Below are 21,422 nucleotides of genomic sequence, written 5' to 3' on the forward strand. Positions count from 1 at the left end.
GGATCAGTGTTTGAAGTGGACGAACAGGCGGCCGAAGTTCTTGGAGTCCTTCTCGACGCGGTGGTAGCGGGCCTTGACGTCCTTGCGGTCGAGGAACCGCAGTACGCGCTTCTTGAGCTGGCCCGACCCCTTGCCCGGGATGATCTCCACGGTCTTGGCGCCGGTGCGCTCGGCCTCGGCGATGATGTCCTCCAAGGCCCGGTCGATGTCCCGGCCCTTGTTGAAGATGTCGTGCAGGTCGAGCTTGAGCCGCATGGCCGCCTCCGTCCGATCACCCGGGATCATACGTGTTCGCGCTCGCGTTCGCGCAGGCGCAGGGCCCACCGGACCCCCAGGACCGTGGCGACCGCCAGGGCCCCGGCGACGGCCAGGGTGAGGCCGTCGGGCCGGACGACCGACTGACCGCGCAGGGCCTGCCAGGTGAGCAGGACGACCAGGCCGGCGTAGGAGCCGGAGACGACCAGGACCAGCCGGGTGCGCAGGGCGTCGGAGGTCAGGCGCGGGTACCGGCCGGCCAGGACGGTCAGCAGCAGGGCGAACAGGATGATCACCTGGAGTCCGTGCAGGCCGACGAAGTGGGCGACGCGCAGGTCTCCGGCGACCGTGCTCCAACCGACCAGGGGCAGCCCGGGTCCGCCGTCGGGAAGGCCGACGGTGTGGGCACCGATGACGTCGGAGGCATCGCCCTCGCGCAGGGTGACCATCTGTTCGGCCGTCGGCATGGTCATGAGGAAGGCGACCGCCATCCCGGCGAGGGCGATCGCGGTGCCCGCCCGGATGGCCACGGTGATGGAGCGTTCGCCGAGCCGCTGGACGAGCAGGAGCACGCCGATGGCGAGGGTCACGAGCCACACGGTCATGATCATGACCGCCATCAGGCCGTAGACGGCGGTGTCGAAGAAGGTGGCGTTGTTGAAGTGGCTGACCCGGCCGCGCACGACCTGGAGGGTGATGGCGACGAGTTCGCCGGTGAGCATGACGGCGACGACGGTGCCCAGCCACCAGGCGGTGCGGCGCCTTCGGGTGACGAGGGACAGCAGCCAGGCGAGGGTCAGGTTGTAGACGATGGCCGAGATCGCGAACTTGGTGGGCTTGAGCCAGGCGGGGTCGCCGTTGATGATCCGGTCGTCGACGACGAGGCCGGTGACGGAGACCAGCAGGAGGGCAAGGCCCAGGAGCGCGGTCAGGGTCAGCGGCCGGTGCAGATCGATGATGGCGCGCACGGTGGTCGGGGGATTCATGACACCCTCTCTCATGGGTAGCAACACTATCCATAGTGGATACTAGAACTATCTAGTATCTATGTGGATTTCGCAAGAGAGAACAGGAGAGGATGTCCGTCATGCGCATCGCCGAACTCAGCGAACGGGCCGGGGTCCCCATCCCGACGATCAAGTACTACCTGCGGGAGGGCATCCTCCCCCGAGGTGAACCCACCGGGCGCAACCAGGCCAGATACGGCGCGGAGCACGTGCACCGGCTACGCCTGATCAGGGCCCTCGTCACCGTCGGCGGGCTGCCGATCACCACCGTTCGCGAGGTCCTCGCCGAGGTCGCCGAGCCCGGGCTGGGCCTGCACACCAAGCTCGGCCTCGTCATGCGCCGGATCCCCCTGGTCGGAACCGACATCGAACCCGAGGAGGAGGACCGTGAACGCGCGCTGGCGTTCGTCGCCCGTCAGGGCTGGTTCTTCTACGAGGACCACCCCGCCATGGACGCCCTGGCCGTCGTCCTCGCCGGTCACCGCGAGGCCGGGCACCCCGTCGACGACGCCTCCCTGGACCGCTACGCCGCCGCCATCGAGCAGGTCGCCCGGGTCGACCTGGACCGCGTCGGCGACCTGCCCACGTCGGAGGAGGTGCTGGAGGCCGCCGCCGCCAAGACCGTGCTCGGCGACACCCTGTTCACGGTCCTGCGTCGCCTCGCCCAGATCGACGAGTCCGCGAAGCGGTACCTCGACGAGGACGAACACCGCTCCGCGCGGGAGGACTGAGGCGTGTCGCGCGGATGCCGCCCGTCGCGAGAGGAACGCCGTCGGCCACGGGCCGTCCGTGACCTGCGGCCGTCGGGCGGTGGCGGGTGGCGGGCGGCGGGCGGGCGTGCCGGGGCGTCGCACGGCGGGACGGGTGTCCGCGGAACGCGCCCCGACCCTCAGAAGCGGTCGGTGAAGGCCGCGCGCACCCGCTCGTCCCGGTCCAGGACCGCGAACACCACCCGCTCGAACACCCCCGCGAATCCACCGCGCAGGTGCTCCGCGAAAACCGACGCGACCTCCTCCGGCCGGTTGCCGAACACACCGCACCCCCACGCGCCCAGCACCAGCACGTCCACCCCGTGGTGGGCGGCCACCGCCAGCACGCCCCGGGCCCGCGCGGTCAACACCCCGGGGATCGTCCGGGCCTCCTCCTCGGCACCGTCGCGCTCGATCATCCTCCGGTTGGGCGCCGCGCAGGTGAGGAACCCGACCGCCGGCGGCTCCGACAGCCGCTCGCCCCGGTCGTCGCACAGCACCGGCACCCGGGGAGACCAGATCACCCGGTCGCTGTAGAGCAGGGACCGCTCCGCCCGGTGGTGCGCGTAGAACTCGGGGCATCGGGTCAACGACGCGTACAGGGCGCTCGACCGGGCCAGACTCTCCTCCTGGGCGCGCGCCCCGTTGGCGACGCCGCCGCCCGGGTTGCGGGCCGACGCGAAGTTGAGCGCCGCCACCTCACCCTCCCCCGCCAGGCGCAACAGCGCGGCCAGGGTGCTCTCACCCGTCACCTCGAACCGGGTGTCGTGCCGTGGGACGGGCGCGGGCAGCGCGGCGATGTCCTCCGGAAGGTGGTGCCGGGTGCCCTCCCGCATCGCCGCCAGGTCGGCGGACAGGTCGACCGGCAGCGCGCCGACCCGGTACCGCTCCGCCTCGAACATGCTCTTCGTCTCCGCCCAGATGCCGCGCAAACGCTGTGACACAGGCCCTCCCACTCCGTACGACGGACACGGCAGGCTAATGCGCGCGTGTCCCCCCGGTCCACTGGAAAAACCGTGGACCGACGCGGTCCCGCCGACGAGGATGCGGTACATGGATCAGAAGAGACTCGTGCGCGCCTCCAGGTACATCGCGCGTGTGCTGCGCCACGACCCCGACCGGGTCGGGGTGCGCCTGGACCCCCGGGGGTGGACGCCGGTGGACGACCTGCTCCGGGGCCTGCGCCGGGCGGACGTCCGACTCGGCCGGGAGGAGCTGGAGGAGGTCGTCGCCGGCAACGACAAGAAGCGGTTCGAGTTCAGCGCGGACGGCACCCGCATCCGCGCCCGGCAGGGCCACTCCGTCAGCGTCGACCCGGGCCTCGTCCCGACCGAACCGCCCGAGACCCTCTACCACGGGACCGTCGGCCGTTTCATGCCCGCCATCACCGCCGAAGGGCTGCGACCCATGAACCGGCACGACGTCCACCTGGCACCCGACACCGGGACCGCCGCCAGGGTGGGCGCCCGCCGGGGCAGGCCGGTGGTGCTCGCCGTCGCCGCGGGTCGCATGCACAGGGACGGTCACGGGTTCCGGGTGACGGGGAACGGGGTGTGGCTGGTGGCCGCCGTCCCACCCGGGTACCTGAGCGGGACCGCACCCGTCACGGCTTGACGGCGCTGAAGATCGCGGTCCCGGGGATCATCCGGCCGCGCACCGGACCCCAGCCGCCCCACACCCGGTCGTGCCCCTCCGGCCATTCGGGCTCCGTCAGGTCGCGCAGGACCAGGCCGGCCCGGGCGATCCCCCGCACCCAGTCCCCGACCGTCCGGTGATGCTCCACGTAGATCGCGTTGCCGTGGTCGTCCTCCTCCACGTAGGCGCGCCGGTCGAAGTAGGACTGGTGGACGGTGAACCCGTGCTCGGTGGGGTCGTCGGGAAAGCTCCACCGGACGGGGTGGGTCACCGAGAAGACCAGCAGCCCGCCCGAGCGCAGCACCCGGGCCGACTCGGCCAGGGCGTCGTCGGCCGAGGGCACGAACGGGAACGCCCCGAACGAGGAGAACACCACGTCGAAGGCGGCGTCGGAGAACGGCAGCCGTTGGGCGTCGGCCTGGACGGTGGGCAGACGCGTCCCCGACTCCTCGTCGATGCGCAGGGCGTGCTGGAGCTGGCGGAACGACAGGTCGAAGGACACGACCTCGCGCACTCCCCGGGCGCGCAGCCAACGCCCGCACTGGCCCGCTCCCCCGCCGACCTCCAGGACGCGGCGCTCGCGCAGGGCGTCGAGATCGCCCAGGAGACCGATGTCGGCCTCCGTCAGCCCCTCGGGACACCACACGAAGTCGACATCGCCGAGGAAGTCGCCGTGGTCGGCCTGGTAGGCGTCGGCGGCGCCGTCCCACCACAGGCGTCCCGCGCGGACGCTCTCACGGGCGTCGACGGCGCGCCGCTCCATCCGTCCCGGCACCGGATAGTCGTCGTGTTCGTGCACGTGTCCCCTCGTGGGTCGGCGCGGACGTCAGTGGACGTCTTCGCGCGGGCGGTCACCGGTGTCCCCGGCGCCCTCCGTGTGCTCGGCCGGGCCCCCGTCAGCGGTGTCCCCGGCGCTCTCGGCCTCACGGGCGTCGCGCAGTTCCCGTCGTATGAGGAAGATCCAGCCGCCGATGGCGACGAGGGTGAACACCCACCACTGGACGGCGTAGGACAGGCTCATCCCGGAGTCCAGTTCACGCACCTCGATGCGCTCGGGGGCGGCGTCGGGCAGTGGGTCCTGGGCGGTGAGCTCGACGTAGCCGCCGTAGACCGGATAGGGCAGTGACTCGGCGATGGCGGGCACGTCGACCATGAGCAGCTGCCCCTCAGGCAGATCGTCGCGGTTGCGCCGCCCGGAGTTCTCCTCGGTCTCGGAGAAGTGGAGACGGCCGCCCACCTCGACCGTGCCGGTGGGCGCGGGCGGCACCTCGGGCACGTCCAGGGCGGTCTCGCCTCGGGGGATCCAGCCCCGGTTGACCAGGACCGCGGGCCCTTCCTCGGTGACCAGCGGGGTCAGCACGTGGAAGCCGACCCCACCGGAGCCGTCGCGGTTGCGCAGCAGGATCTGGTGCCCGGTGTCCCAGGTCCCGACGGCCTCGACGGTGCGCCACCGGTCGGCGGGCGCCACGTCGGAGCCGACCTCGGTGAGTTCGGCGACCGGCACGGGTTCGGCGGCCAGGTTGCCCTGCTGGAGGGCGACGGCGTCGCTGCGCGTCCCCCAGCGGTCCACCTGCCAGAAGCCCAGCCAGATGAAGGTGGGCACGATGACGAGGACCAGCGCGTGGAACGCCAGCATGCGTTGGGAGAACAGGACTCTGCGCACGTCTTCGAGGGTATGAGACGTCTTCGAGCACCTCGCACCGCCCCGCCCACAGACCGGTCCGCTCTTGCGTCACCGCGCCAGGACCGACGGCGGGGCCGCCGACATCGTGTCGGCGGCCCCGCGGTGGGTGTCCGTTCCCGCGCGCGGCGCGGGCGGCGGTCCTACTCCTCGCCGGCGGTGGCGAGGGCGGCCTTGCGCTTGCGGGCGAAGTACAGACCCGCGCCACCGGCGCCGACGGCGGCGATGCCCGCGGCGACCAGACCGGTCAGGGCGCCACCGGTGAGGGGAAGCTCGGAGCCGGCCTGCTGGGGCGGGGCCGGCTTGTCGTCGCCCTTGCCGCCGTCGCCCTCACCGCCATCGCCCTCGTGCTCGTCCTCTTCACGGGGCTCCTCGGGCTTCTCGGGCTTCTCGCCGCCCGGCTCCTCCGGCTTCTCGGGGGTCTCGGGGGTCTCCTCCCCGGGCTCCTCCGGCTTCCCCGGCTCACCGGGCTTCTCGGAGATGACCTCCAGGCAGGAGGCCTCGGCCAGGCCGAGCACGCCGACGGCGTTACCGCAGATGTCGGTGGCGACGTCGACGGGGACCACGACCTGGTTGCCGGAGGCAACGCCACCGGAACCGTCGGTGGTCGCCTCGGGGGAACCCTCGTTCTCCGGAGCGGCCTGGATGATGTTGATGATGGTGGTGCACTTGGAGCTGGCACCGCCGAGGATCGCCACCGAGTTACCGCAGATGTTGATGGCGGCGTCGACGGGGACGATGATCTGGTTGCCGGAGGCCACGCCGCCCGAACCGTCGGTGGAGTAGGTGCCGTTGGCGGACTCCTCTTCCAGGACCTCGACGACCTCAAGGCATTCGGCCTTGGAGACGCCCCCGACGGCCACGGCGTTACCGCAGGCGTCGATCGCGGCGTCGACGGGGACGATGATCTGGTTGCCGGAGGCCACGCCGCCCGAACCGTCGGTGGAGGCGCCGCCCTTGCCGCTGGTCTCGTAGAGGACCTTGGAGACCTGGGTGCACGTGGCCTTGGATATGCCCAGGACGGCGAGCGAGTTGCCGCACAGGCCGGCCTCGATGTCGACGGGGACGATGATCTGGTTGCCCGAGCCGACACCTCCCGAACCGCTGGTGGTGGCGTCGGCGAAGGCTGCGGCGGCCGGGACGAAGGCGAGGCCGGCGGCGATCGCCGTGGCGAAGGAGTAACGGAGTGTGTTGCGCATCTGGTGCGGCCTTTCGACGCAGGAAGCCTGGGGAATCACGCCGGTCGTGGCGTTGAGCCGTGCCCCGGGACCGGTCCGCTGGTGTGCGCGGTCCCGCCGGGACGGCGGTGCGGGTCCGACACCGTGTGAGAGCGATGGAACGGCGGAGTGACCCACGGGTATCGCGGTTCCGTTCTTCGCTGACCGGCGACGGACCGAAACGTTAGCAAGACGGAGAGCGAGCACAAGCGCTTTCCGGAAATGTTTATCTCCACCACAAGCACTCTGTGTGATCAGCTTGCGACTTTGGGGAATAGTCGCTGTTCAAAGAATTAAGCACGACAACACAAAGATATCAATTGAGCACTCTCCGTGTTTTTCGCGCCAGAAAAAGTTAGGAGTAAACCCCACCGGCCAAACGACTAAGCAACTTCGTTGATTCGTTTTCAGGACACCCCAAGGCGCCACAACCCCTGCGCGGTGAATTCCAATGAATGCGCCCGATATACCTTTCGTCAGAAAAGCCGGAAAAAGGAAGGTCGGCGCCTCCGCCGCACCCCGGGAGGACACGGCCGCACGCGGACCGCCCCGAAGACCCGAGGCTCCGAAACCCCCGCACCCTCCGAGGTCACCCGCATGACAAACTGCGCAAAGCATGACAAAAGCCCTAGTCAAGAGCGCGTACCCTGAGCCGACGGATCACCCCGCACTCGGATCCGATCACCTTGATACTCGGCAAGAGAACACGCATGGCGATAATTCGAATACGATCAGTGATCGTCGGTGGCGGATGGAACGGGATACCCGGCATTCGCACGCACCGGCCAACCGGAGACGTGCGACGCGCGTCCTGACTCCCAGGACATGCCCCCGTTTCCCCCGCCCCTCCTGGAGCATGCATGCAATCCGTACCCACCCGCACGCGCACGGCCCTGCCGATCGGAGCCGCGACGCTCGCCCTCGTGCTCGTCGCCGCCTGTTCCTCGGCCGACGACGACCCGGAACGGCTCCAGGGGGCGTCCGGGGCCGGCGGCGAGTCCTCCACTCCCCCCTCTCCGAGCGGCGAGCCCGAGGCCGCCTCCGACCCCTTCACCATCGCCTTCGGCGGTGACGTGATGTTCGAGGGCATGCTGCGCCCGCGCCTGGAGAACCCGGAGACCGCGCTCGACCCGATCTCCGAGCACCTGTCCGCCGCGGACCTGGCCATGATCAACCTGGAGACCGCGATCACCGAGGGCGGCACCCCGGCCCCCGGAAAGCAGTACCTCTTCCGTGCGCCCTCCAGCGCCCTCGACGCCCTGGAGGCGGCCGGCGTGGACGTGGCCACCATCGCCAACAACCACGGCATGGACTACGGCGTCGACGGACTCATGGACACCCTCGACAACGGTGCCGCCTCCGAGGTGGCCCTGGTCGGCGGCGGACTCGACATCGAGGAGGCGTACGCGCCCCACATCGCCGAGGTCAACGGGCAGACCGTCGCCATGTTCGGCGCCACCGACGTGCTCGACGACCACCTCATGGCCGAGTGGACCCCCGGTGAGGGCAAGCCCGGGATGGCCTCCACCAAGGGCGAGATGAAGCAGCACATGATCGACGCCGTCGCCGAGGCCGCCGCCGAGTACGACAACGTCGTGGTGTTCCTGCACTGGGGCCTGGAGGGTGCGCACTGCCCGCTGCCGCACGCGCCCACCCTCGCCCAGGAACTGGTGGACGCCGGCGCGGCGGCCGTGGTCGGCGGGCACGCGCACGTGCTCTCCCCCGGCGGCTTCCTCGGTGACTCCTACGTGCACTACGGGCTGAGCAACTTCGTGTTCTACAACTTCAACGGCCCCACCGCCGAGACCGGCGTGCTCACCCTGACCTTCGACCAGGGCTCGGTCACCCAGGCCGACTGGCTGCCCGCCCAGATCCAGGGCGGCGTCCCCGTCCCCTACGAGGGTGCGGCCGCCGAGAGCGCCACCCGGACCTGGACGAACATGCGCAACGAGTGCGGCCTGCCGCTGACCGACTCCCCCGCGTGACAGGACCCCTTCCGGTCGTCCACCTCAGCCGATGTGGACGACCGGACCCGTGTCCGGGCGCGGAACGCGCTCCGGATCAGACGAGGGCAGAGGCCGGGACCCCGTGCCGGGCGGCCACCTCGGCGATCTCCGAGAGCAGTGCGTGCCGGTGCGCCGCCCCCAGGTAGGAGGCGCGAACGCCGTTGGAGGCCAGGCGCACCAGATCCGCCGAGGACAGGCCCAGGTGATGGGCGGTGCGGTACTCGTTGGTGAGGTCCGTGCCGAACATGGTGGGGTCGTCGCTGTTCAGGGTCACCAGCAGCCCGGCGTCGAGCATGGCCGGCAACGGGTGCTCCCCGATCCGCTCCACCGCCCGCGTGCACACGTTGGAGGTGGGGCTGACGTCGATGGGGATCCGCTCGTCCACCAGGCGCGCCACCAGGTCGTCATCGCGCATGGAGTCGATCCCGTGGCCGATCCGCTCCGCCCCCAGCAGGTCCAAGGCCTCACGGACCCGCTCGGGACCCCCGTGCTCACCGGCGTGCGGCAGGCTCGCCAGCCCGGCGGCGCGGGCCCGGCCGAACACGTCGGCGTAGGGGGTGAGGGTGCTCCCGGTCCCGCCCACACCGAACCCGACCGTGCTCACCGGGGCGTCGCGCAGCACCGCCTCGATCGTGCGTTCGGCGCTCTCCGGCCCGAAGTCGGTGGGGAAGTCGGGGATCCAGCGCAACCGGATGCCGTGTTCGCGTTCGGCCTCACGGCGGGCCGCCTCCACACCGTCGAACACCACCCGGGCGGGCACCCCGCGCATGAGGTGGGTGTAGAGGCTGATGTGCAGCTCGGCATAGCGGACGTTCTGGGCCGCCAGGCTCCGAGCGACCGTGGAGGTGAGGAGGGCGAAGTCCTCCTCCTCGCGCAGGGTCCCGACCGACGCCAGGTACACCTCGATGAAGTGCGGGAAGTCGGTGAAGGCGTACCAGTCGCGAAGTTCGTCGAGGGTGCCGGGGATCTCCACGACCCCGTGCCGACGGGCCAGATCGAACAGGGTCTCGGCCGGCATGGAGCCTTCGAGGTGGACGTGCAGCTCCACCTTGGGAAGGTCGCGGATCAGCGCCTCGACGGCGTCGGGGGCGGGGTTCGGGTGGCTGTTCATGGCGCGAGACTACGGGTGGCCGGCTCCGGTCTCCAAGGGCTTCGGGACGATCTCACGCCTACCCGTCAGATGGAGGTGCCGGTACCGTTCGGAGTATGGCCTCCCAGCCGACCCGCGTCCAGTTGCTGATCGCCCGCCACGCACTCCTCATGCGGACCCGCCCGGAGCCGCGCACCCGTCTGCTCGTGTCGCTGCTCGTGTCGCTGTTCGTCCTGACGGCGATCTACAGCGTGCTGCTGCTCATCGTCTTCTGGCCCGGACGTTCCCTCGTGGACTGGTTCACGACCGCCGGGTTCCTACTGATCGCCTGGTCGTTGTGCGCGGCGCTGTGGCGAGCGCATCGGGCCGGGCACCGAGCCGAGAGGAGCCACCCCCTGCCGCACGACACCGATCCGGTGCGGCCGGCGATCGCCGTGCGCCACGTGCGGAAGCAGGGGAAACCGTCCGGCGACCCCGAGATCGACCGACTGGGGCGGGCGATGGCCGAGTCGCTCTTGGCCTTCGACCTCACCGGCCTCCTCGGGGTGGTCTTCGGGGTGGTGACGGTGATGTTCGGGACGCTCCTGATCCGGTACGTTCCGTGGCTGTCGAACCTGCCGCCGGGCGAGATGCTCTCGTACGCCCTACCGCTGTTGTCGCTCCCGGCGCTGACGGGCGCCGCGTTCCTGGCGGCCCTGTGGCGGCGGCGCCGTATCGGGGCGTTCGTCACCGCCTACGACCGGGGCGCCGCCTGATCCCTCCGCGACCGGCCCCGCTCGCGAAGCCACCGCGCGCGGGTGCGGTGGGCCCGGGACCGGACGTTCCCCGCCGGCTCCGCCTCGTTCGGCCGCTCGCGTCCCCGTATCCGCCCCGGTCGGCCGGGAACGGGCCGATGGACACGGCGGGGGTCCGCCCTCCTCCGGGTTCGCCGGCGTGCGGTGGAGCGGGACCGAAGGACGCCCCGGGCGCACGGTGCGCCCGGGGCGACGTGGGTCAGACCGTCGGAGCCGCGCCGTCGACACGACGCGGAACACCCAGCGGGTTGTCATCGCGCAGCGCCTCGGGCAGCAGCGACTGCGGCACCGACTGGTAGGTCACCGGACGCAGGAACCGCTGGATCGCCGTGGTCCCCACCGACGTGTGCAGCGGCGCGGTCGTCGCCGGGTACGGACCACCGTGGGTCATGGCGTGGGTGACCGCCACCCCCGTCGGCCATCCGTTCCAGACGACCCGGCCCGCCAACGACGCGCCCAGGGCCAGCAGCGCCGGCGCGATCGCGTCGTCCTCCTCACCGTGCACGGTGACGGTGAGCTGACCGTGGAGCACGCCCGCCGCCTCCAGCAACCGACGCTCGTCGGCGTAGGTCACCACGAGCGTGCACGGCCCGAAGCACTCCTCCAACAGGGTCTCGGAGTGCTCCAACAGCGAGTCCAGGTCGGTGCGCAACAACGAGGGCGACCAGGCGCCGTCCTCGCCCTCGGCCCCTTGGACCAGGACCTTCGTGGCCGGGTGGCCGGCCAGGGTGTCCAGCCCTCGGGCGAACCCGTCGGCCACCCGCTCGTTGAGCAGCGGCGCGGCCGCCCGCCCCGCGAAGTCGGTGACGAGCGCGTCCAACGCGGCGTCCTCCGGGACGAACACCACACCCGGCTTGGTGCAGAACTGTCCCGCTCCGAGGGTCGCGGAGTCGGCGTACCCCGAGAGGATGTCCCCCCCGCGCGCCTCCATCGCCGCCCGGGTCACGAAGACCGGGTTCACGCTGCCGAGTTCGCCGTAGAACGGGATCGGGTCCGGACGCGACACCGCCAGGTCGAACAGTGCGCGGCCGCCCGGGATCGACCCGGTGAAGCCGACCGCCCGGGTCAGCGGGTGGAGTACCGCGAGGCGCCCCACCTCGACACCCTCCACCAGGCCGAACACCCCTTCCGGGGCGCCGGCCGCGTCGAGTGCGTCGATGACGATCTCGGTGGTGCGCCGGGCCAGGCGCAGATGCCCCGGATGGGCCTTGACGATCACCGGGCAGCCGGCGGCCAGGGCCGACGCGGTGTCGCCGCCGGCGGTGGCGAAGGCGAACGGGAAGTTGCTCGCCCCGAACACCACCACCGGACCCAACGGCACCAGCAGACGACGCACGTCCGGACGCGGGGTGCCCCAGTCCGGGTCGGCGGGGTCGATCATGGCCTCCAGGTGGGAGCCCTCTTCCAGCACGTCGGCGAACAGCCGCAACTGGAAGGTGGTGCGTCCCAGCTCACCCCGGCAGCGGGCCTCCGGATAGTGCGCCTCGGCCTGCGCGATGGGGACGAGTTCGTCGGCGGCGGCGTCCAGCGCCTCGGCGACGGCCCGCAGCAGTCGGGCGCGTTCCGCCGGGGGGAGCGCCGCCAGCAGCGGCGCGGCAGCGGCCGCGCGCTCCATGAGGACGTCGAGTTCCTCGGGCGTGGTGTCCCGCCGGTCCTCGATCGTCGGTTCGGGGGTGTCGGTGGTCATGGCTCAACCTCCAAGAGGGATGGGTTCGAGGCCTCGGGCACGCTCCCACCATCCCATGACGGAACCTTCACCGGTGACGCGGAAGGAAGAATCCGCAGAACGAAACTGGAATTTCCCCGGAACCAGGTGATTCCGGAACGGCATCATAGGTGAGGTGACGACTAATTCCCGAAGCTCAACGCCCCCGCGGTCGCGGAGGACCCCCGCAGGCAAGAACGGGTCCGGTCACGCATCGCACGAGAGCCGCGGGACGACCCGCGCCTCCGCGGACGAGCTCGCCTTCGCCCAGGCACCGCTCCGTCGGCTCCCCGCCCAACAACGCAGCATGCTCCGTGTCCAGCGCATGCTGGACTGCTGTGCCGAGATCCTCGACGAGGTCGGCTACGACAACCTCTCCACCACCCGGATCGCCGAGCGCGCGGGCGTGGCCATCGGTTCGGTGTACCAGTTCTTCCCGGACAAGAAGGCCATCACCCAGGCACTCGGCCTGCGTTTCCTCGACCAGTTCGGGGCCCGCATCACCGAGCGGCTGGCCGGCACCTCGTTCACGCACTGGACCGCGGCGGTCGACACCATCGTCGACGAGTACATCGACATGCACCGCAACGTGCCGGGCTTTCGCAGCCTGCACTTCGGTGACATCGTCGACCCGCGACTGCTCAACGGCGGCACCGACAACAACCGGGTCATCTCGATCCGACTGCGCAAGATCGTCGTGTCCGTGTCGGGCGTCCCCGACAGCGACGAACTCGACCGGGCGATCCACGTGGCCGTCGAGTCGGCCGACGCGGTGCTCAAACTGGCGTTCCGCGACGACCCCGAGGGCGATCCCGATCTCATCAACGAGGCGAAGCGGGTGGTGAGCAGTTACCTCACCGACTTCTCCCGACGCACCGAAGGCGAGGCCCGGTGGTAGACGACAGAGACGACACCGCCCCCGGGGCGGCCCCCACGGCCTTGCGGACCGCCGGCCCCGTCACCGGGACCGCGGCGGGGATCCCCTTCCTGGCCCTGCCCCCCGCCACCGGACCCCACCCCGCGCCACTCGTCCTGGGCCTGCACGCGTTCGAGCCGCCGCGCGGCGAGTCGGCCCTGGCCGGGACCGTACCCATGGCGTCCCTGCCCGCATGGCGGGTCTACCCCGGGTTGCCGCTGTTCGGGGCCCGCCTGCCCGAGGGCGGTGTACGTGAGATCGGCCGACGCGGCGAACAGGACTACCTGGTCGAGCTGTTCGGCCCGGTGGTCGAGGAGGCCGCCGCCGAACTGCCCCGCCTGGTCGCCGAACTGCGCACCCGGTTCCCCATCACCGACGGCCCGATCGGCCTGGTGGGGGTGGGCGCGGGAGCCACGGCCGCCCTGCTGGCCCTCGCCGAGGGCGACCTCGCGGTCGGCGCGGCCGCCGTCGTGAACCCGGTCGCCGATCCGGCGCCGGTCATCGCCGCCCGGGAACGCCACCACGGCTCCCCCTACGCCTGGAACGACCGCTCCCTCGCGGCCCGCGAACGGTTCGACTTCATCGCCCGTGCGGGAGAGGTCGCCCGTGGGCGCACGCCGATGCTCGTCGTCAGCGGCGGCCGGGACGAGGTGGTGCCGCCGGAGCACGGGCGGGGTCTGCACGAGGCGTTGCGCGCCGCGTTCCTGGGCACGGGACCGGCGGCTTCCGAGGCGCGCGGCGGGCACGGGGGCGTCAGGGGATTCGAGGGCTCCGAAGGAGAAGGGGGGCGGGACGGGCGAGAGGGTGTACCCGTCTCCCCCGAGGGGACGAACCATGTGCTCCGTCACATCGTGATCCCGGATCTGGCCCACGCCATCGGCACCGAGCCGGGACTGGAGCCCGGCCCCCTCACTCCCGCCGGTGTGCTCGTCGACCGCGCCCTGACCGAATGGTTCCACCGGCACGTCACCGCTTCCGCCCAGGTCCGGGCCGGGGCCGGGGACGGATGGAGCACCGGGGGGAGCCCGCGGGCGTTCGTCCCGTCGCCGTGACACGGCGTTCACCGTGTGCACCCCACCGCATCTCCGGCCGTCCCCTTAACGGACGCCACCGCGACAGTCGGTGCGCGTTCCATGGGATCATCCAGGGGCGACCGCACCCCAGCGGTCCGCCTGACCGTTTCGACTCATCCTTCAGGAGGGCGAACCACGTGACGGAACCGGCACCGGTCTTTGCCAGCGGGGTCGACAACGAGCGGTTGAGCGCACAGCTCCGCTTCCTTCTGGAGGTGGACAAACTCAAGCGCATCCTGCGGCAGAACCTACTGGTGGACGGATCCCGCAGGGAGAACGCGGCCGAGCACTCCTGGCATCTGGCGCTGAGCGCGCGGACCTTCGCCGAATACGCGCCCGAGGGCACCGACATCGACAAGGTCGTCGAGATGCTGGTGCTCCACGACATCGTCGAGATCGACGCGGGCGACACCTTCCTGTTCGACCAGACCGACTCCGCGACCCGGGCCGCGCGCGACCGCGCCGCCGCCGACCGCATCTTCCCCCTGCTCCCCGAGGACCAGGCCGAACGGGCCCGGACCCTGTGGGAGGAGTTCGAGACCCGGTCCACCCCGGAGGCCCGTTTCGCCCGGGCCGTGAACCGGTTGTCGCCGATGCTGGCCAACTGGCACAACGAGGGCGGCACCTGGGTGCGGTTCGGGATCACCCGGGCCCAGGTCATGGAGAAGGTGAAGGCGATCGCCGAGGGGTCCGAGGCGCTGGGGGCGTACGCGACCGCGCTCATCGACGACGCCGACCGGCGGGGCTACTTCCGCACCTGAGCCGGGGAGCCCCCGGGCCGGTGGGACCGCGCCCGGCAGGGCGGGTACGGAGAGCGCACCGGCGCGGACGCGCGCGGGGGCGCGGGTCGGTCAGACCCGACCCATGAGCAGCTGGATCGCGGCGGACAGCCCCACCACGACCAGGACGACGCGCAGCGCGGCCGCGCTCAGCCGGCGCCCGAACCGGGCGCCCAGGTATCCGCCGACGATCGAGCCCACCGCGATGAGGCCGACCACCGGCCAGGACGGCGAGGCCAGCACGACGTAGAACACGGCAGCCGTGGCGTTGACGATGCCGGCGAGCAGGTTCTTCAGGGCGTTGAGCCGCTGAAGGTCCTCGTCCAGGGCCGTTCCGAGGACGCTCATGAGGATGATCCCCTGCGCGGCGGCGAAATAGCCGCCGTAGGTGCCCGTCAGGTAGGCGCCCACCGGGAGCAGGGGGCCGCCGTCCTCGCGGGCGGGCTTGCGCGACCTGGCCCAGCGGGTGATGCGGGGCTGGAGGACGATGAGCAGGCAGGCCGCGCCGATCATGAACGGCACGACCGATTCGAACACCCCGGCGGGCAGGTAGATCAGCAGCAGGGCGCCGGTGATAGCGCCGAAGAGGGACATCGTGCCCAACCGGAGTATCCGGGAGCGCTGGCCGACCAGTTCCCGACGGTAGGCGATCGCACTGCTGACACTGCCCGGCGCCAGACCGATGCTGTTGGAGATGGTGGCGGTGATCGGCGGGTATCCCAGGGCCAGGAGTACGGGGAAGGTGAAGAGGGTCCCCGAGCCGGCGATCGAGTTGATCCCACCGGCGGCGATTCCGGCGAGGAGAACGACCGCGGCCTGCCAGAGTTCCATGGTCCGTCCTTCGTGCTCCGCCACTCCCCCACCGTCGAGGGCGACAACAGACTACGAGATCGGATGGTCGGATCATCGCCTGGGGGCCGAGTGGGAACGGGGAACGCGAAGGCCCCGGGACGCGGGAGCGCACCGGGGCCGGGAACGAGCGGAGCGGGGCCTCAGGGCATCCGGACGACATCGTCGCGCAACCGCTGGAAGGCTGCGCCGACCCCTTGGAGGGCCTGACCCATCTCCGAGGGGACGATCCACACCTTGTTGGCGTCCCCCTTGGCGATCTCCGGCAGCTTCTGGAGGTACTGGTAGGCCAGCACCTCCGGGTCGACCCGGCTGGTGTGCAAAGCCTTGAACACCATGTGGATGGCGTCGGCCTCACCTCGGGCGCGCAGCGTCTGGGCGTCCGCGTCGGCCCTGGCCGTGAGCATCTGCGCCTCGGCCTGACCTTGGGCGCGCAGCACCGCCGCGGCGCGCTCACCCTCGGCGCGCAGCACCGCGGACTGCTTCTCACCCTCGGCGCTGAGCAGTTGCGCGCGCTTCTCCCGGTCCGCGCGCATCTGCATCTCCATCGCCTCCTGCACGGAGGACGGCGGTTCGATGCCCTTGAGCTCGATGCGGCTGATCTCGATGCCCCAGTCGCTGGTGGCCTCGTCCAGCACCGTCTTGAGCTCGCGGTTGATCTGGTCGCGGGAGGTGAGCGTGCCCTCCAGGTTCATGCCGCCGATGACGTTGCGCAGCGTCGCCAGGGTGAGCTGCTCGACCGCCTGGATGAAGTTGGCGACCTCGTACGTGGCCTTGTAGGCGTCCCTGACCCGTATGTAGACCGCCGAGTCGACCTCCACCGCGAGGTTGTCCTCGGTGATCGCGGACTGCGGGGGGAAGCTCACCACCTGGACACGGCGGTCGATGCGCTCGCGGATCTGGTCGACACCGGGAATGACGACGTTGAAACCCGAGTCCAGGGTGCGGTGGAACTTACCGAACCGTTCGACGACGTCCTGCATGGAGTGCGGAACGATGCGCACACTCCGCCAGAAGATGAGCAGGAGAACGGCGACGAAAAGCGCGACGATGAGGATCATGGTCATGCGACCACCCCTTTGTTCCGCACCGAGGTGGTATTCGACATCGACATCAGAGCAGCTCCGGATCTCCTGGCTGGGGTGGCAGGCAACGCGGGCGCGGACCGCGCACCGCACGATCCCGCCCACCCGATGATCATAAAGCGCGCCGAAATGGAGCGATCCGCTCACCGCCGAAGACGCTACCCGATGCGCATCCGACGAGCCATATCCGGACAGAAACAGTATTTAAGGACAATATGATGGCTCGGTTTTCGTGCCCCTTATCCCGCCTTGCCCAGGGCCGAACAATCGGGCAAGGGGCGTGTGCGGCGGATGCGGGAACAAGACGACGGCCGGCGGAGACACCGCCGGCCGGGGAGGGAGAAAGGGGAGGTCCTGGTGGGAAGGGGATCAGACCGCTCGGGCACTCCAACGCTCGCCGTCCCGCTCCACCTTCAGGGGGAGCCCGAACGTCTCCGACAGGTTCTCGGCCGTCATCACCTCGTCCAGCGGACCCGCGACGACCACACCGCCTTCGCGCAGCAGCAACGCGTGCGTGAACCCCACCGGGATCTCCTCGACGTGGTGCGACACCACCACCAGAGCGGGCGCCGCCTCGTTGCGGGCCAACGCCCCCAACCGGCGCAACAGGTCCTCACGGCCGCCCAGGTCCAGCCCGGCCGCCGGCTCGTCCAACAGCAGGAGCTCGGGGTCGGACATCAACGCCCGGGCGATCAGCACCCGTTTGCGCTCGCCCTCCGACAGGGTCTGGAACTCCCGGTCGGCCAGGTCCCCCACGCCCCAGTGCCCCAGCAGCGCCCGGGCCCGACCCAGGTCCGGGACGCCGTACTCCTCACGGAACCGGCCCAGGTACCCGTAGGCGGCGCTCAGCACCAGGTCCAGAACGGGGGTGCCCTCTTCAATACGGCCGGCCACCGCGGCGCCCGCGTAACCGATGAGCGGTCGCAACTCGAACACGTCCACCTTGCCCAGGCTCTCGCCCAGGATCTCCACCTCTCCCGAGGTCGGATGGAGTTGGCTGAAGGCCACGCTCAACAACGTGGTCTTACCCGCGCCGTTGGGGCCCAGGACCACCCAGCGCTCACCCTCCAGCACCGACCAGTCGACACCGTTCAACAGGAGCGAGTCGCCCCGCCGTACGGTGACCCCGCCCAGGCCCAGAACCCGACCGTCCATCGTTCTCCCTCACGTCGCTCACGTCCCGAGCCGGCGCAGGCCCGACCTACCCTGGATCCATGCACTCCACGTCCGCCTCACTCGTCGCCTGGGGCAACGCCTGGCTGTCCGGGCACGTCGGCCTTGACGACGCCGTGGACGCCGTCGAACGGCGCGACGGTCCCGGCCTCATCGGGACGGTACCGCCGGGCGACCTGCCCTTCGAGGAGGGCGTACCGCTGCGGACCGCACTGGTACGACTTCGTGGCCTTCCCGGCGGGGGACCGTCGATGTTCCGGTTGGCGCTGCCCGCGCAAGGGGATCCGCTCGGCCTGGTCGGCCCCGGGGAGTTCAACCAGGCCGCGTTGGAAGCGCGGGAAGGGGTCCTGCTCCGACTCGCCGACCGTCAGGTGGGGCTGGTCCCCACGACCGACCGGCGTGGCTCATCCTATGTGGGGGTCTCCTGGACCCCGTATCCGGCCAACGACACGATCCCCCAGGTGCCCGATCTGGCCGAGGCCGAACAGGTGCTCAAGCTCACCCTCATCGACGTCGCCCGCGATATGGAGGGCGTCGACGACATCGCCGCCTTCGCCCCCGGTGTGCGAGAGAGGGTGGACGCGCTCGACTCGGCGCCCGCCGTCCTCGCACCCGGCTACCCGCGCCGTGCCCGGGGGGTCGCCGAACAGGCCGCCCGGTTGGCCACGATCGTCGACCTCGCCGACCCCCACGGCGGCCGCGGGATCAACTCCCACCAGGTGGACGCGCGCGGGCGTGCCCTTCGCCGTCTCGACGCGGCGGTGCGCCGGGCCCTCGTGGCCGCGCACGCGGCCCTACCCCTGTGACAGGGGTGACGCGGCGGCCCCTCACGGGGCATCCTGGAAGGGTGAGGGATCCGGGCCCCGGCCTCGGATCGGGAACCGACCCGGACGACGGCGAGGAAGTCTCAGGGTAGGACCAGGGAAGATACCTGATCCGCCGACACCGGGGGCGAACCGATACTTGAGGTGCGGTCGAAACCCGGCCCACGGATCGATGAGGAGACCCGCCACCATGCAGCCCGAGCACATCCGAGCCTCTGACGCGGACCGTGACATGGTTGCCGAACGTCTGCGCGAGGCGGTGGCGGAAGGCCGGCTCAGCCCTGTCGAGCACGAGGAACGCCTCGACACCCTCTACAGGGCCAAGACCATCGGCGAACTCGGGCCCATCGTGTCCGACCTCCCCGGGCCCGGACACGACGCCTTCCACCCGGAACACGCCCCCGGCATCCCCGGCGCCCCCGACGGCATGGAGATCCTCGGCCAGGAGGCACGCGACCTCGCCGGCCAGAGCAAGGGCTCGGAGAACATGGTCGCCGTGTTCGGCGGCTGCGAGCGCAAGGGCCGTTGGCTCGTCGAGCCCCGTACCAACATCTCCGTCCTGTGCGGCGGCGTCGACCTCGACCTCCGCGAGGCCGTTCTCAGCCGCCGCGAAGTGACGATCCAGGTCGCCGTCATCCTCGGCGGGGTCGACATCACCGTGCCCTACGGGGTCAGGGTGATCAACGACACGTCGGGAATTCTGGGCGGTACCGAACTGCACGGGACCGACCAGGTCACCGACCCGAACGCCCCCGTCATCCGGCTCACCGGCACCTGCATGCTGGGCGGTGTCTCCGTGAAAGCGAAGAAACCGCGCAAGTCCAAGAAGAGGAAGTGAGCCGCCGGGCCCGCAGAGTGTCCACATGGTGAACTAGCTGCGAAAAGGAACGGCCTGCGCGTCGGGACCATCGGGCGGCCGAGTACCGTGGGTGGCGCCATGAATGATGAAACCACGTTGTCGGTGACGGTGACCGGTCGCGACCGACCGGGCATCAGCGCGCGCCTCTTGAGCACCCTCTCCGTCTTCCCCGTGACCATCGTCGACCTCGAACAGGTCGTCCTGGCCGGGCGCCTCGTCCTGGGCACCGTCCTGGAGGTGGACGAGCGTGTCGCCCCCGGGGTGAGCCGTCGTCGTGTCTTCGAAGAGGTCCGCCACGCTCTCGACAAGACCGCGATCGACCTCGACATGGAGGTGGACTACGCCTCCGGTGAGCATCGGGTCAACGATTCCTCCGCCAACGATCGGCTGCACGTCACCGTGCTCGCCGACCCGCTGCGCCCCGGGGCCCTGGGCGCCATCACCTCCTGTGTGGCCCGCGCCGGCGCCAACATCGACCGGATAGAGCGCCTCTCCAGCTTCCCGGTCACCTCCGTGGAAATGGAGATCTCCGGAGCGGCGGGCGATCCAGCCCGTCTCGCCCAGCTCCGCGCCGAACTGGCCATGGAGGCCGCCACCCAGGGCGTGGACGTCGCCGTCCAGCCCAGCGGCCTGCACCGCCGAGCCAAGCACCTCATCGTCATGGACGTCGACTCCACCCTCATCCAGGGTGAGGTCATCGAACTCCTCGCCGCCCACGCCGGCTGCGAGGAGGAGGTCACCCGGGTCACCGAACAGGCCATGCGCGGCGAACTCGACTTCGAGGAGTCCCTGCGCCGCCGCGTCGCCCTCCTGAAGGGCCTGGACGCCGACGCCATCGGAAAGGTCTGCCAGGAGATCCAGCTGACCCCCGGGGCCCGGACCCTCATCCGCACCCTCAAGCGACTCGGTTACGAGTGCGGGATCGTCAGCGGCGGCTTCACCCAGATCACCGATGTACTGGTGGAACGGCTGGGACTCGACTACTCCGCCGCGAACACGCTGGAGGTCGTCGACGGGAAGCTCACCGGCGGGCTGGTGGGACCCATCATCGACCGCAAGGGCAAGGCCGTCACCCTCGAACGCTTCGCGGCGGAGGCCGGTGTGCCGCTCGAACAGACCGTCGCGGTGGGGGACGGGGCCAACGACCTCGACATGCTCCAGACGGCGGGACTCGGGGTCGCGTTCAACGCCAAACCGGTGGTGCGCCAACAGGCGGACACATCGGTGAACGTGCCGTACCTGGACACGATCGCGTTCATCCTGGGGATCACCCGCGAGGAGATCGAGGCGGCGGACCTCCACGCCCACGCGGAACCGGCATCGATAGGGCACACCTCCCTCCACTGATCCGGGGGGCGCGGCCTTCCGAGGTACCAGACCGGGTGGATGGGCGTCCGCTCCTGCGGGAGTGGGAACGGGGGACTTCTTTTCCCTTTTTCCCGGACACCTGCGGCGCTGTGGCCGAGGCCGAAGGAGAACAGCGCCCCCCGGGGGACGGGCGCGAACCCCCGCCCGACCACCACGACCCAGCCGAACACGAAAAAAAGCACCCCCCACCCCACACCACCCCACACACACAAAAAAAGAGGGGGGCCGCCCACGGCGACCCCCCAACACACCAACCCCACACACAGGGAAAGCCCCCCACCCCCAAAAAAAGGAACGGAAGGCTCTCAACCCGAAAAAAAACCGTGGCGGCAACCTACTCTCCCACCCCACCACAGG

General features: G+C 70.6%; 21 protein-coding genes. 10 read left to right on the top strand and 11 right to left on the bottom strand.

Annotated features, from left to right (window positions below; genetic code table 11):
• Window positions 1–3: 3 nt before the first annotated feature.
• The gene (locus tag PWG71_RS27510) at window positions 4–255 is read right to left on the bottom strand and encodes a Smr/MutS family protein (protein WP_274812953.1); all 252 of its coding nucleotides are present in this window, start codon (window positions 253–255) and stop codon (window positions 4–6) included.
• Window positions 256–281: 26 nt separating this feature from the next.
• Complete coding sequence (locus tag PWG71_RS27515) at window positions 282–1,241, bottom strand: hypothetical protein (RefSeq protein ID WP_274812954.1); 960 nt, start codon at window positions 1,239–1,241, stop codon at window positions 282–284.
• A 101-nt stretch (window positions 1,242–1,342) separates the two neighbouring features.
• Here PWG71_RS27515 and PWG71_RS27520 point away from each other — a divergent pair, with 101 nt between their 5' ends.
• A complete protein-coding gene (locus PWG71_RS27520) occupies window positions 1,343–1,993 on the top strand; it encodes a MerR family transcriptional regulator (RefSeq protein WP_274812955.1) in 651 nt (216 codons plus the stop codon).
• A 158-nt stretch (window positions 1,994–2,151) separates the two neighbouring features.
• Here PWG71_RS27520 and PWG71_RS27525 read toward each other — a convergent pair whose 3' ends face one another.
• On the bottom strand, window positions 2,152–2,955 hold the full coding sequence (locus PWG71_RS27525) for a TIGR02452 family protein (protein ID WP_274812957.1): 804 nt from the start codon (window positions 2,953–2,955) through the stop codon (window positions 2,152–2,154).
• A gap of 109 nt (window positions 2,956–3,064) precedes the next feature.
• On the opposite strand from PWG71_RS27525, the gene PWG71_RS27530 reads away from it, so the two are divergent.
• Window positions 3,065–3,625, top strand: coding sequence for an RNA 2'-phosphotransferase (locus tag PWG71_RS27530; protein WP_274812958.1), 561 nt, complete (start codon window positions 3,065–3,067; stop codon window positions 3,623–3,625).
• Here the strand turns inward: PWG71_RS27530 and PWG71_RS27535 are convergent.
• From PWG71_RS27535 to PWG71_RS27545, 3 genes are all read right to left on the bottom strand, one after another.
• On the bottom strand, window positions 3,615–4,409 hold the full coding sequence (locus tag PWG71_RS27535; protein WP_446725108.1) for a class I SAM-dependent methyltransferase: 795 nt from the start codon (window positions 4,407–4,409) through the stop codon (window positions 3,615–3,617). The genes PWG71_RS27530 and PWG71_RS27535 overlap by 11 nt on opposite strands.
• Before the next feature lie 63 nt (window positions 4,410–4,472).
• A complete protein-coding gene (locus PWG71_RS27540) occupies window positions 4,473–5,309 on the bottom strand; it encodes an SURF1 family cytochrome oxidase biogenesis protein (RefSeq protein WP_274812960.1) in 837 nt (278 codons plus the stop codon).
• A gap of 161 nt (window positions 5,310–5,470) precedes the next feature.
• On the bottom strand, window positions 5,471–6,526 hold the full coding sequence (locus PWG71_RS27545) for a chaplin (RefSeq protein WP_274812961.1): 1,056 nt from the start codon (window positions 6,524–6,526) through the stop codon (window positions 5,471–5,473).
• Window positions 6,527–7,404: 878 nt separating this feature from the next.
• Here PWG71_RS27545 and PWG71_RS27550 point away from each other — a divergent pair.
• Entirely contained in the window at window positions 7,405–8,529 is a 1,125-nt protein-coding gene (locus PWG71_RS27550; protein ID WP_274812962.1) for a CapA family protein, read from the top strand.
• A 76-nt stretch (window positions 8,530–8,605) separates the two neighbouring features.
• Here PWG71_RS27550 and add read toward each other — a convergent pair whose 3' ends face one another.
• On the bottom strand, window positions 8,606–9,661 hold the full coding sequence (gene add / locus PWG71_RS27555; RefSeq protein ID WP_274812963.1) for an adenosine deaminase: 1,056 nt from the start codon (window positions 9,659–9,661) through the stop codon (window positions 8,606–8,608).
• 95 nt (window positions 9,662–9,756) lie between these two features.
• Here add and PWG71_RS27560 point away from each other — a divergent pair, with 95 nt between their 5' ends.
• Complete coding sequence (locus PWG71_RS27560; protein WP_274812964.1) at window positions 9,757–10,395, top strand: hypothetical protein; 639 nt, start codon at window positions 9,757–9,759, stop codon at window positions 10,393–10,395.
• Window positions 10,396–10,633: 238 nt separating this feature from the next.
• Here the strand turns inward: PWG71_RS27560 and PWG71_RS27565 are convergent, their stop codons facing one another.
• Window positions 10,634–12,121, bottom strand: coding sequence for an aldehyde dehydrogenase (NADP(+)) (locus PWG71_RS27565; RefSeq protein ID WP_274812965.1), 1,488 nt, complete (start codon window positions 12,119–12,121; stop codon window positions 10,634–10,636).
• Window positions 12,122–12,446: 325 nt separating this feature from the next.
• Here PWG71_RS27565 and PWG71_RS27570 point away from each other — a divergent pair, with 325 nt between their 5' ends.
• From PWG71_RS27570 to PWG71_RS27580, 3 genes are all read left to right on the top strand, one after another.
• Window positions 12,447–13,037: a TetR/AcrR family transcriptional regulator gene (locus PWG71_RS27570; RefSeq protein WP_274812966.1), complete on the top strand. Its 591-nt coding sequence runs from the start codon at window positions 12,447–12,449 to the stop codon at window positions 13,035–13,037.
• A gap of 41 nt (window positions 13,038–13,078) precedes the next feature.
• Window positions 13,079–14,107, top strand: a complete 1,029-nt coding sequence (locus PWG71_RS27575; protein WP_274812979.1) for an alpha/beta hydrolase family protein — start codon at window positions 13,079–13,081, stop codon at window positions 14,105–14,107.
• Window positions 14,108–14,265: 158 nt separating this feature from the next.
• On the top strand, window positions 14,266–14,889 hold the full coding sequence (locus PWG71_RS27580; protein WP_274812967.1) for an HD domain-containing protein: 624 nt from the start codon (window positions 14,266–14,268) through the stop codon (window positions 14,887–14,889).
• A 90-nt stretch (window positions 14,890–14,979) separates the two neighbouring features.
• On the opposite strand, the gene PWG71_RS27585 is transcribed toward PWG71_RS27580, so the two are convergent.
• From PWG71_RS27585 to PWG71_RS27595, 3 genes are all read right to left on the bottom strand, one after another.
• Window positions 14,980–15,738, bottom strand: a complete 759-nt coding sequence (locus PWG71_RS27585; protein WP_274812968.1) for a sulfite exporter TauE/SafE family protein — start codon at window positions 15,736–15,738, stop codon at window positions 14,980–14,982.
• Between the two features lie 161 nt (window positions 15,739–15,899).
• Window positions 15,900–16,823 carry an SPFH domain-containing protein gene (locus tag PWG71_RS27590; RefSeq protein WP_274812969.1) on the bottom strand — a complete coding sequence of 308 codons (924 nt, stop codon included), beginning with the start codon at window positions 16,821–16,823 and terminating at the stop codon, window positions 15,900–15,902.
• Window positions 16,824–17,210: 387 nt separating this feature from the next.
• On the bottom strand, window positions 17,211–17,996 hold the full coding sequence (locus PWG71_RS27595) for an ABC transporter ATP-binding protein (protein ID WP_274812970.1): 786 nt from the start codon (window positions 17,994–17,996) through the stop codon (window positions 17,211–17,213).
• Between the two features lie 59 nt (window positions 17,997–18,055).
• Here PWG71_RS27595 and PWG71_RS27600 point away from each other — a divergent pair, with 59 nt between their 5' ends.
• From PWG71_RS27600 to serB, 3 genes are all read left to right on the top strand, one after another.
• On the top strand, window positions 18,056–18,820 hold the full coding sequence (locus PWG71_RS27600; RefSeq protein WP_274812971.1) for a hypothetical protein: 765 nt from the start codon (window positions 18,056–18,058) through the stop codon (window positions 18,818–18,820).
• A gap of 208 nt (window positions 18,821–19,028) precedes the next feature.
• Entirely contained in the window at window positions 19,029–19,676 is a 648-nt protein-coding gene (locus PWG71_RS27605) for a DUF1707 SHOCT-like domain-containing protein (RefSeq protein ID WP_274812972.1), read from the top strand.
• Between the two features lie 99 nt (window positions 19,677–19,775).
• Window positions 19,776–21,044, top strand: a complete 1,269-nt coding sequence (gene serB, locus PWG71_RS27610; protein ID WP_274812974.1) for a phosphoserine phosphatase SerB — start codon at window positions 19,776–19,778, stop codon at window positions 21,042–21,044.
• Window positions 21,045–21,422 lie beyond the last annotated feature (378 nt).

The sequence above is a fragment of the Nocardiopsis sp. N85 genome, from assembly GCF_028882275.1.
Classification (GTDB): Bacteria; Actinomycetota; Actinomycetes; order Streptosporangiales; family Streptosporangiaceae; genus Nocardiopsis; species Nocardiopsis lambiniae.

Bases quoted from the DNA above. Each gene is read 5' to 3' on its own strand.
- PWG71_RS27510 (WP_274812953.1), bottom strand. From the start codon at position 255: ATGCGGCTCAAGCTCGACCTGCACGACATCTTCAACAAGGGCCGGGAC.
- PWG71_RS27515 (WP_274812954.1), bottom strand. From the start codon at position 1,241: ATGAATCCCCCGACCACCGTGCGCGCCATCATCGATCTGCACCGGCCG.
- PWG71_RS27520 (WP_274812955.1), top strand. From the start codon at position 1,343: ATGCGCATCGCCGAACTCAGCGAACGGGCCGGGGTCCCCATCCCGACG.
- PWG71_RS27530 (WP_274812958.1), top strand. From the start codon at position 3,065: ATGGATCAGAAGAGACTCGTGCGCGCCTCCAGGTACATCGCGCGTGTG.
- PWG71_RS27535 (WP_446725108.1), bottom strand. From the start codon at position 4,409: ATGGAGCGGCGCGCCGTCGACGCCCGTGAGAGCGTCCGCGCGGGACGC.
- PWG71_RS27545 (WP_274812961.1), bottom strand. From the start codon at position 6,526: ATGCGCAACACACTCCGTTACTCCTTCGCCACGGCGATCGCCGCCGGC.
- PWG71_RS27550 (WP_274812962.1), top strand. From the start codon at position 7,405: ATGCAATCCGTACCCACCCGCACGCGCACGGCCCTGCCGATCGGAGCC.
- add (WP_274812963.1), bottom strand. From the start codon at position 9,661: ATGAACAGCCACCCGAACCCCGCCCCCGACGCCGTCGAGGCGCTGATC.
- PWG71_RS27560 (WP_274812964.1), top strand. From the start codon at position 9,757: ATGGCCTCCCAGCCGACCCGCGTCCAGTTGCTGATCGCCCGCCACGCA.
- PWG71_RS27565 (WP_274812965.1), bottom strand. From the start codon at position 12,121: ATGACCACCGACACCCCCGAACCGACGATCGAGGACCGGCGGGACACC.
- PWG71_RS27570 (WP_274812966.1), top strand. From the start codon at position 12,447: ATGCTCCGTGTCCAGCGCATGCTGGACTGCTGTGCCGAGATCCTCGAC.
- PWG71_RS27585 (WP_274812968.1), bottom strand. From the start codon at position 15,738: ATGGAACTCTGGCAGGCCGCGGTCGTTCTCCTCGCCGGAATCGCCGCC.
- PWG71_RS27590 (WP_274812969.1), bottom strand. From the start codon at position 16,823: ATGACCATGATCCTCATCGTCGCGCTTTTCGTCGCCGTTCTCCTGCTC.
- PWG71_RS27595 (WP_274812970.1), bottom strand. From the start codon at position 17,996: ATGGACGGTCGGGTTCTGGGCCTGGGCGGGGTCACCGTACGGCGGGGC.
- PWG71_RS27600 (WP_274812971.1), top strand. From the start codon at position 18,056: ATGCACTCCACGTCCGCCTCACTCGTCGCCTGGGGCAACGCCTGGCTG.
- PWG71_RS27605 (WP_274812972.1), top strand. From the start codon at position 19,029: ATGCAGCCCGAGCACATCCGAGCCTCTGACGCGGACCGTGACATGGTT.
- serB (WP_274812974.1), top strand. From the start codon at position 19,776: ATGAATGATGAAACCACGTTGTCGGTGACGGTGACCGGTCGCGACCGA.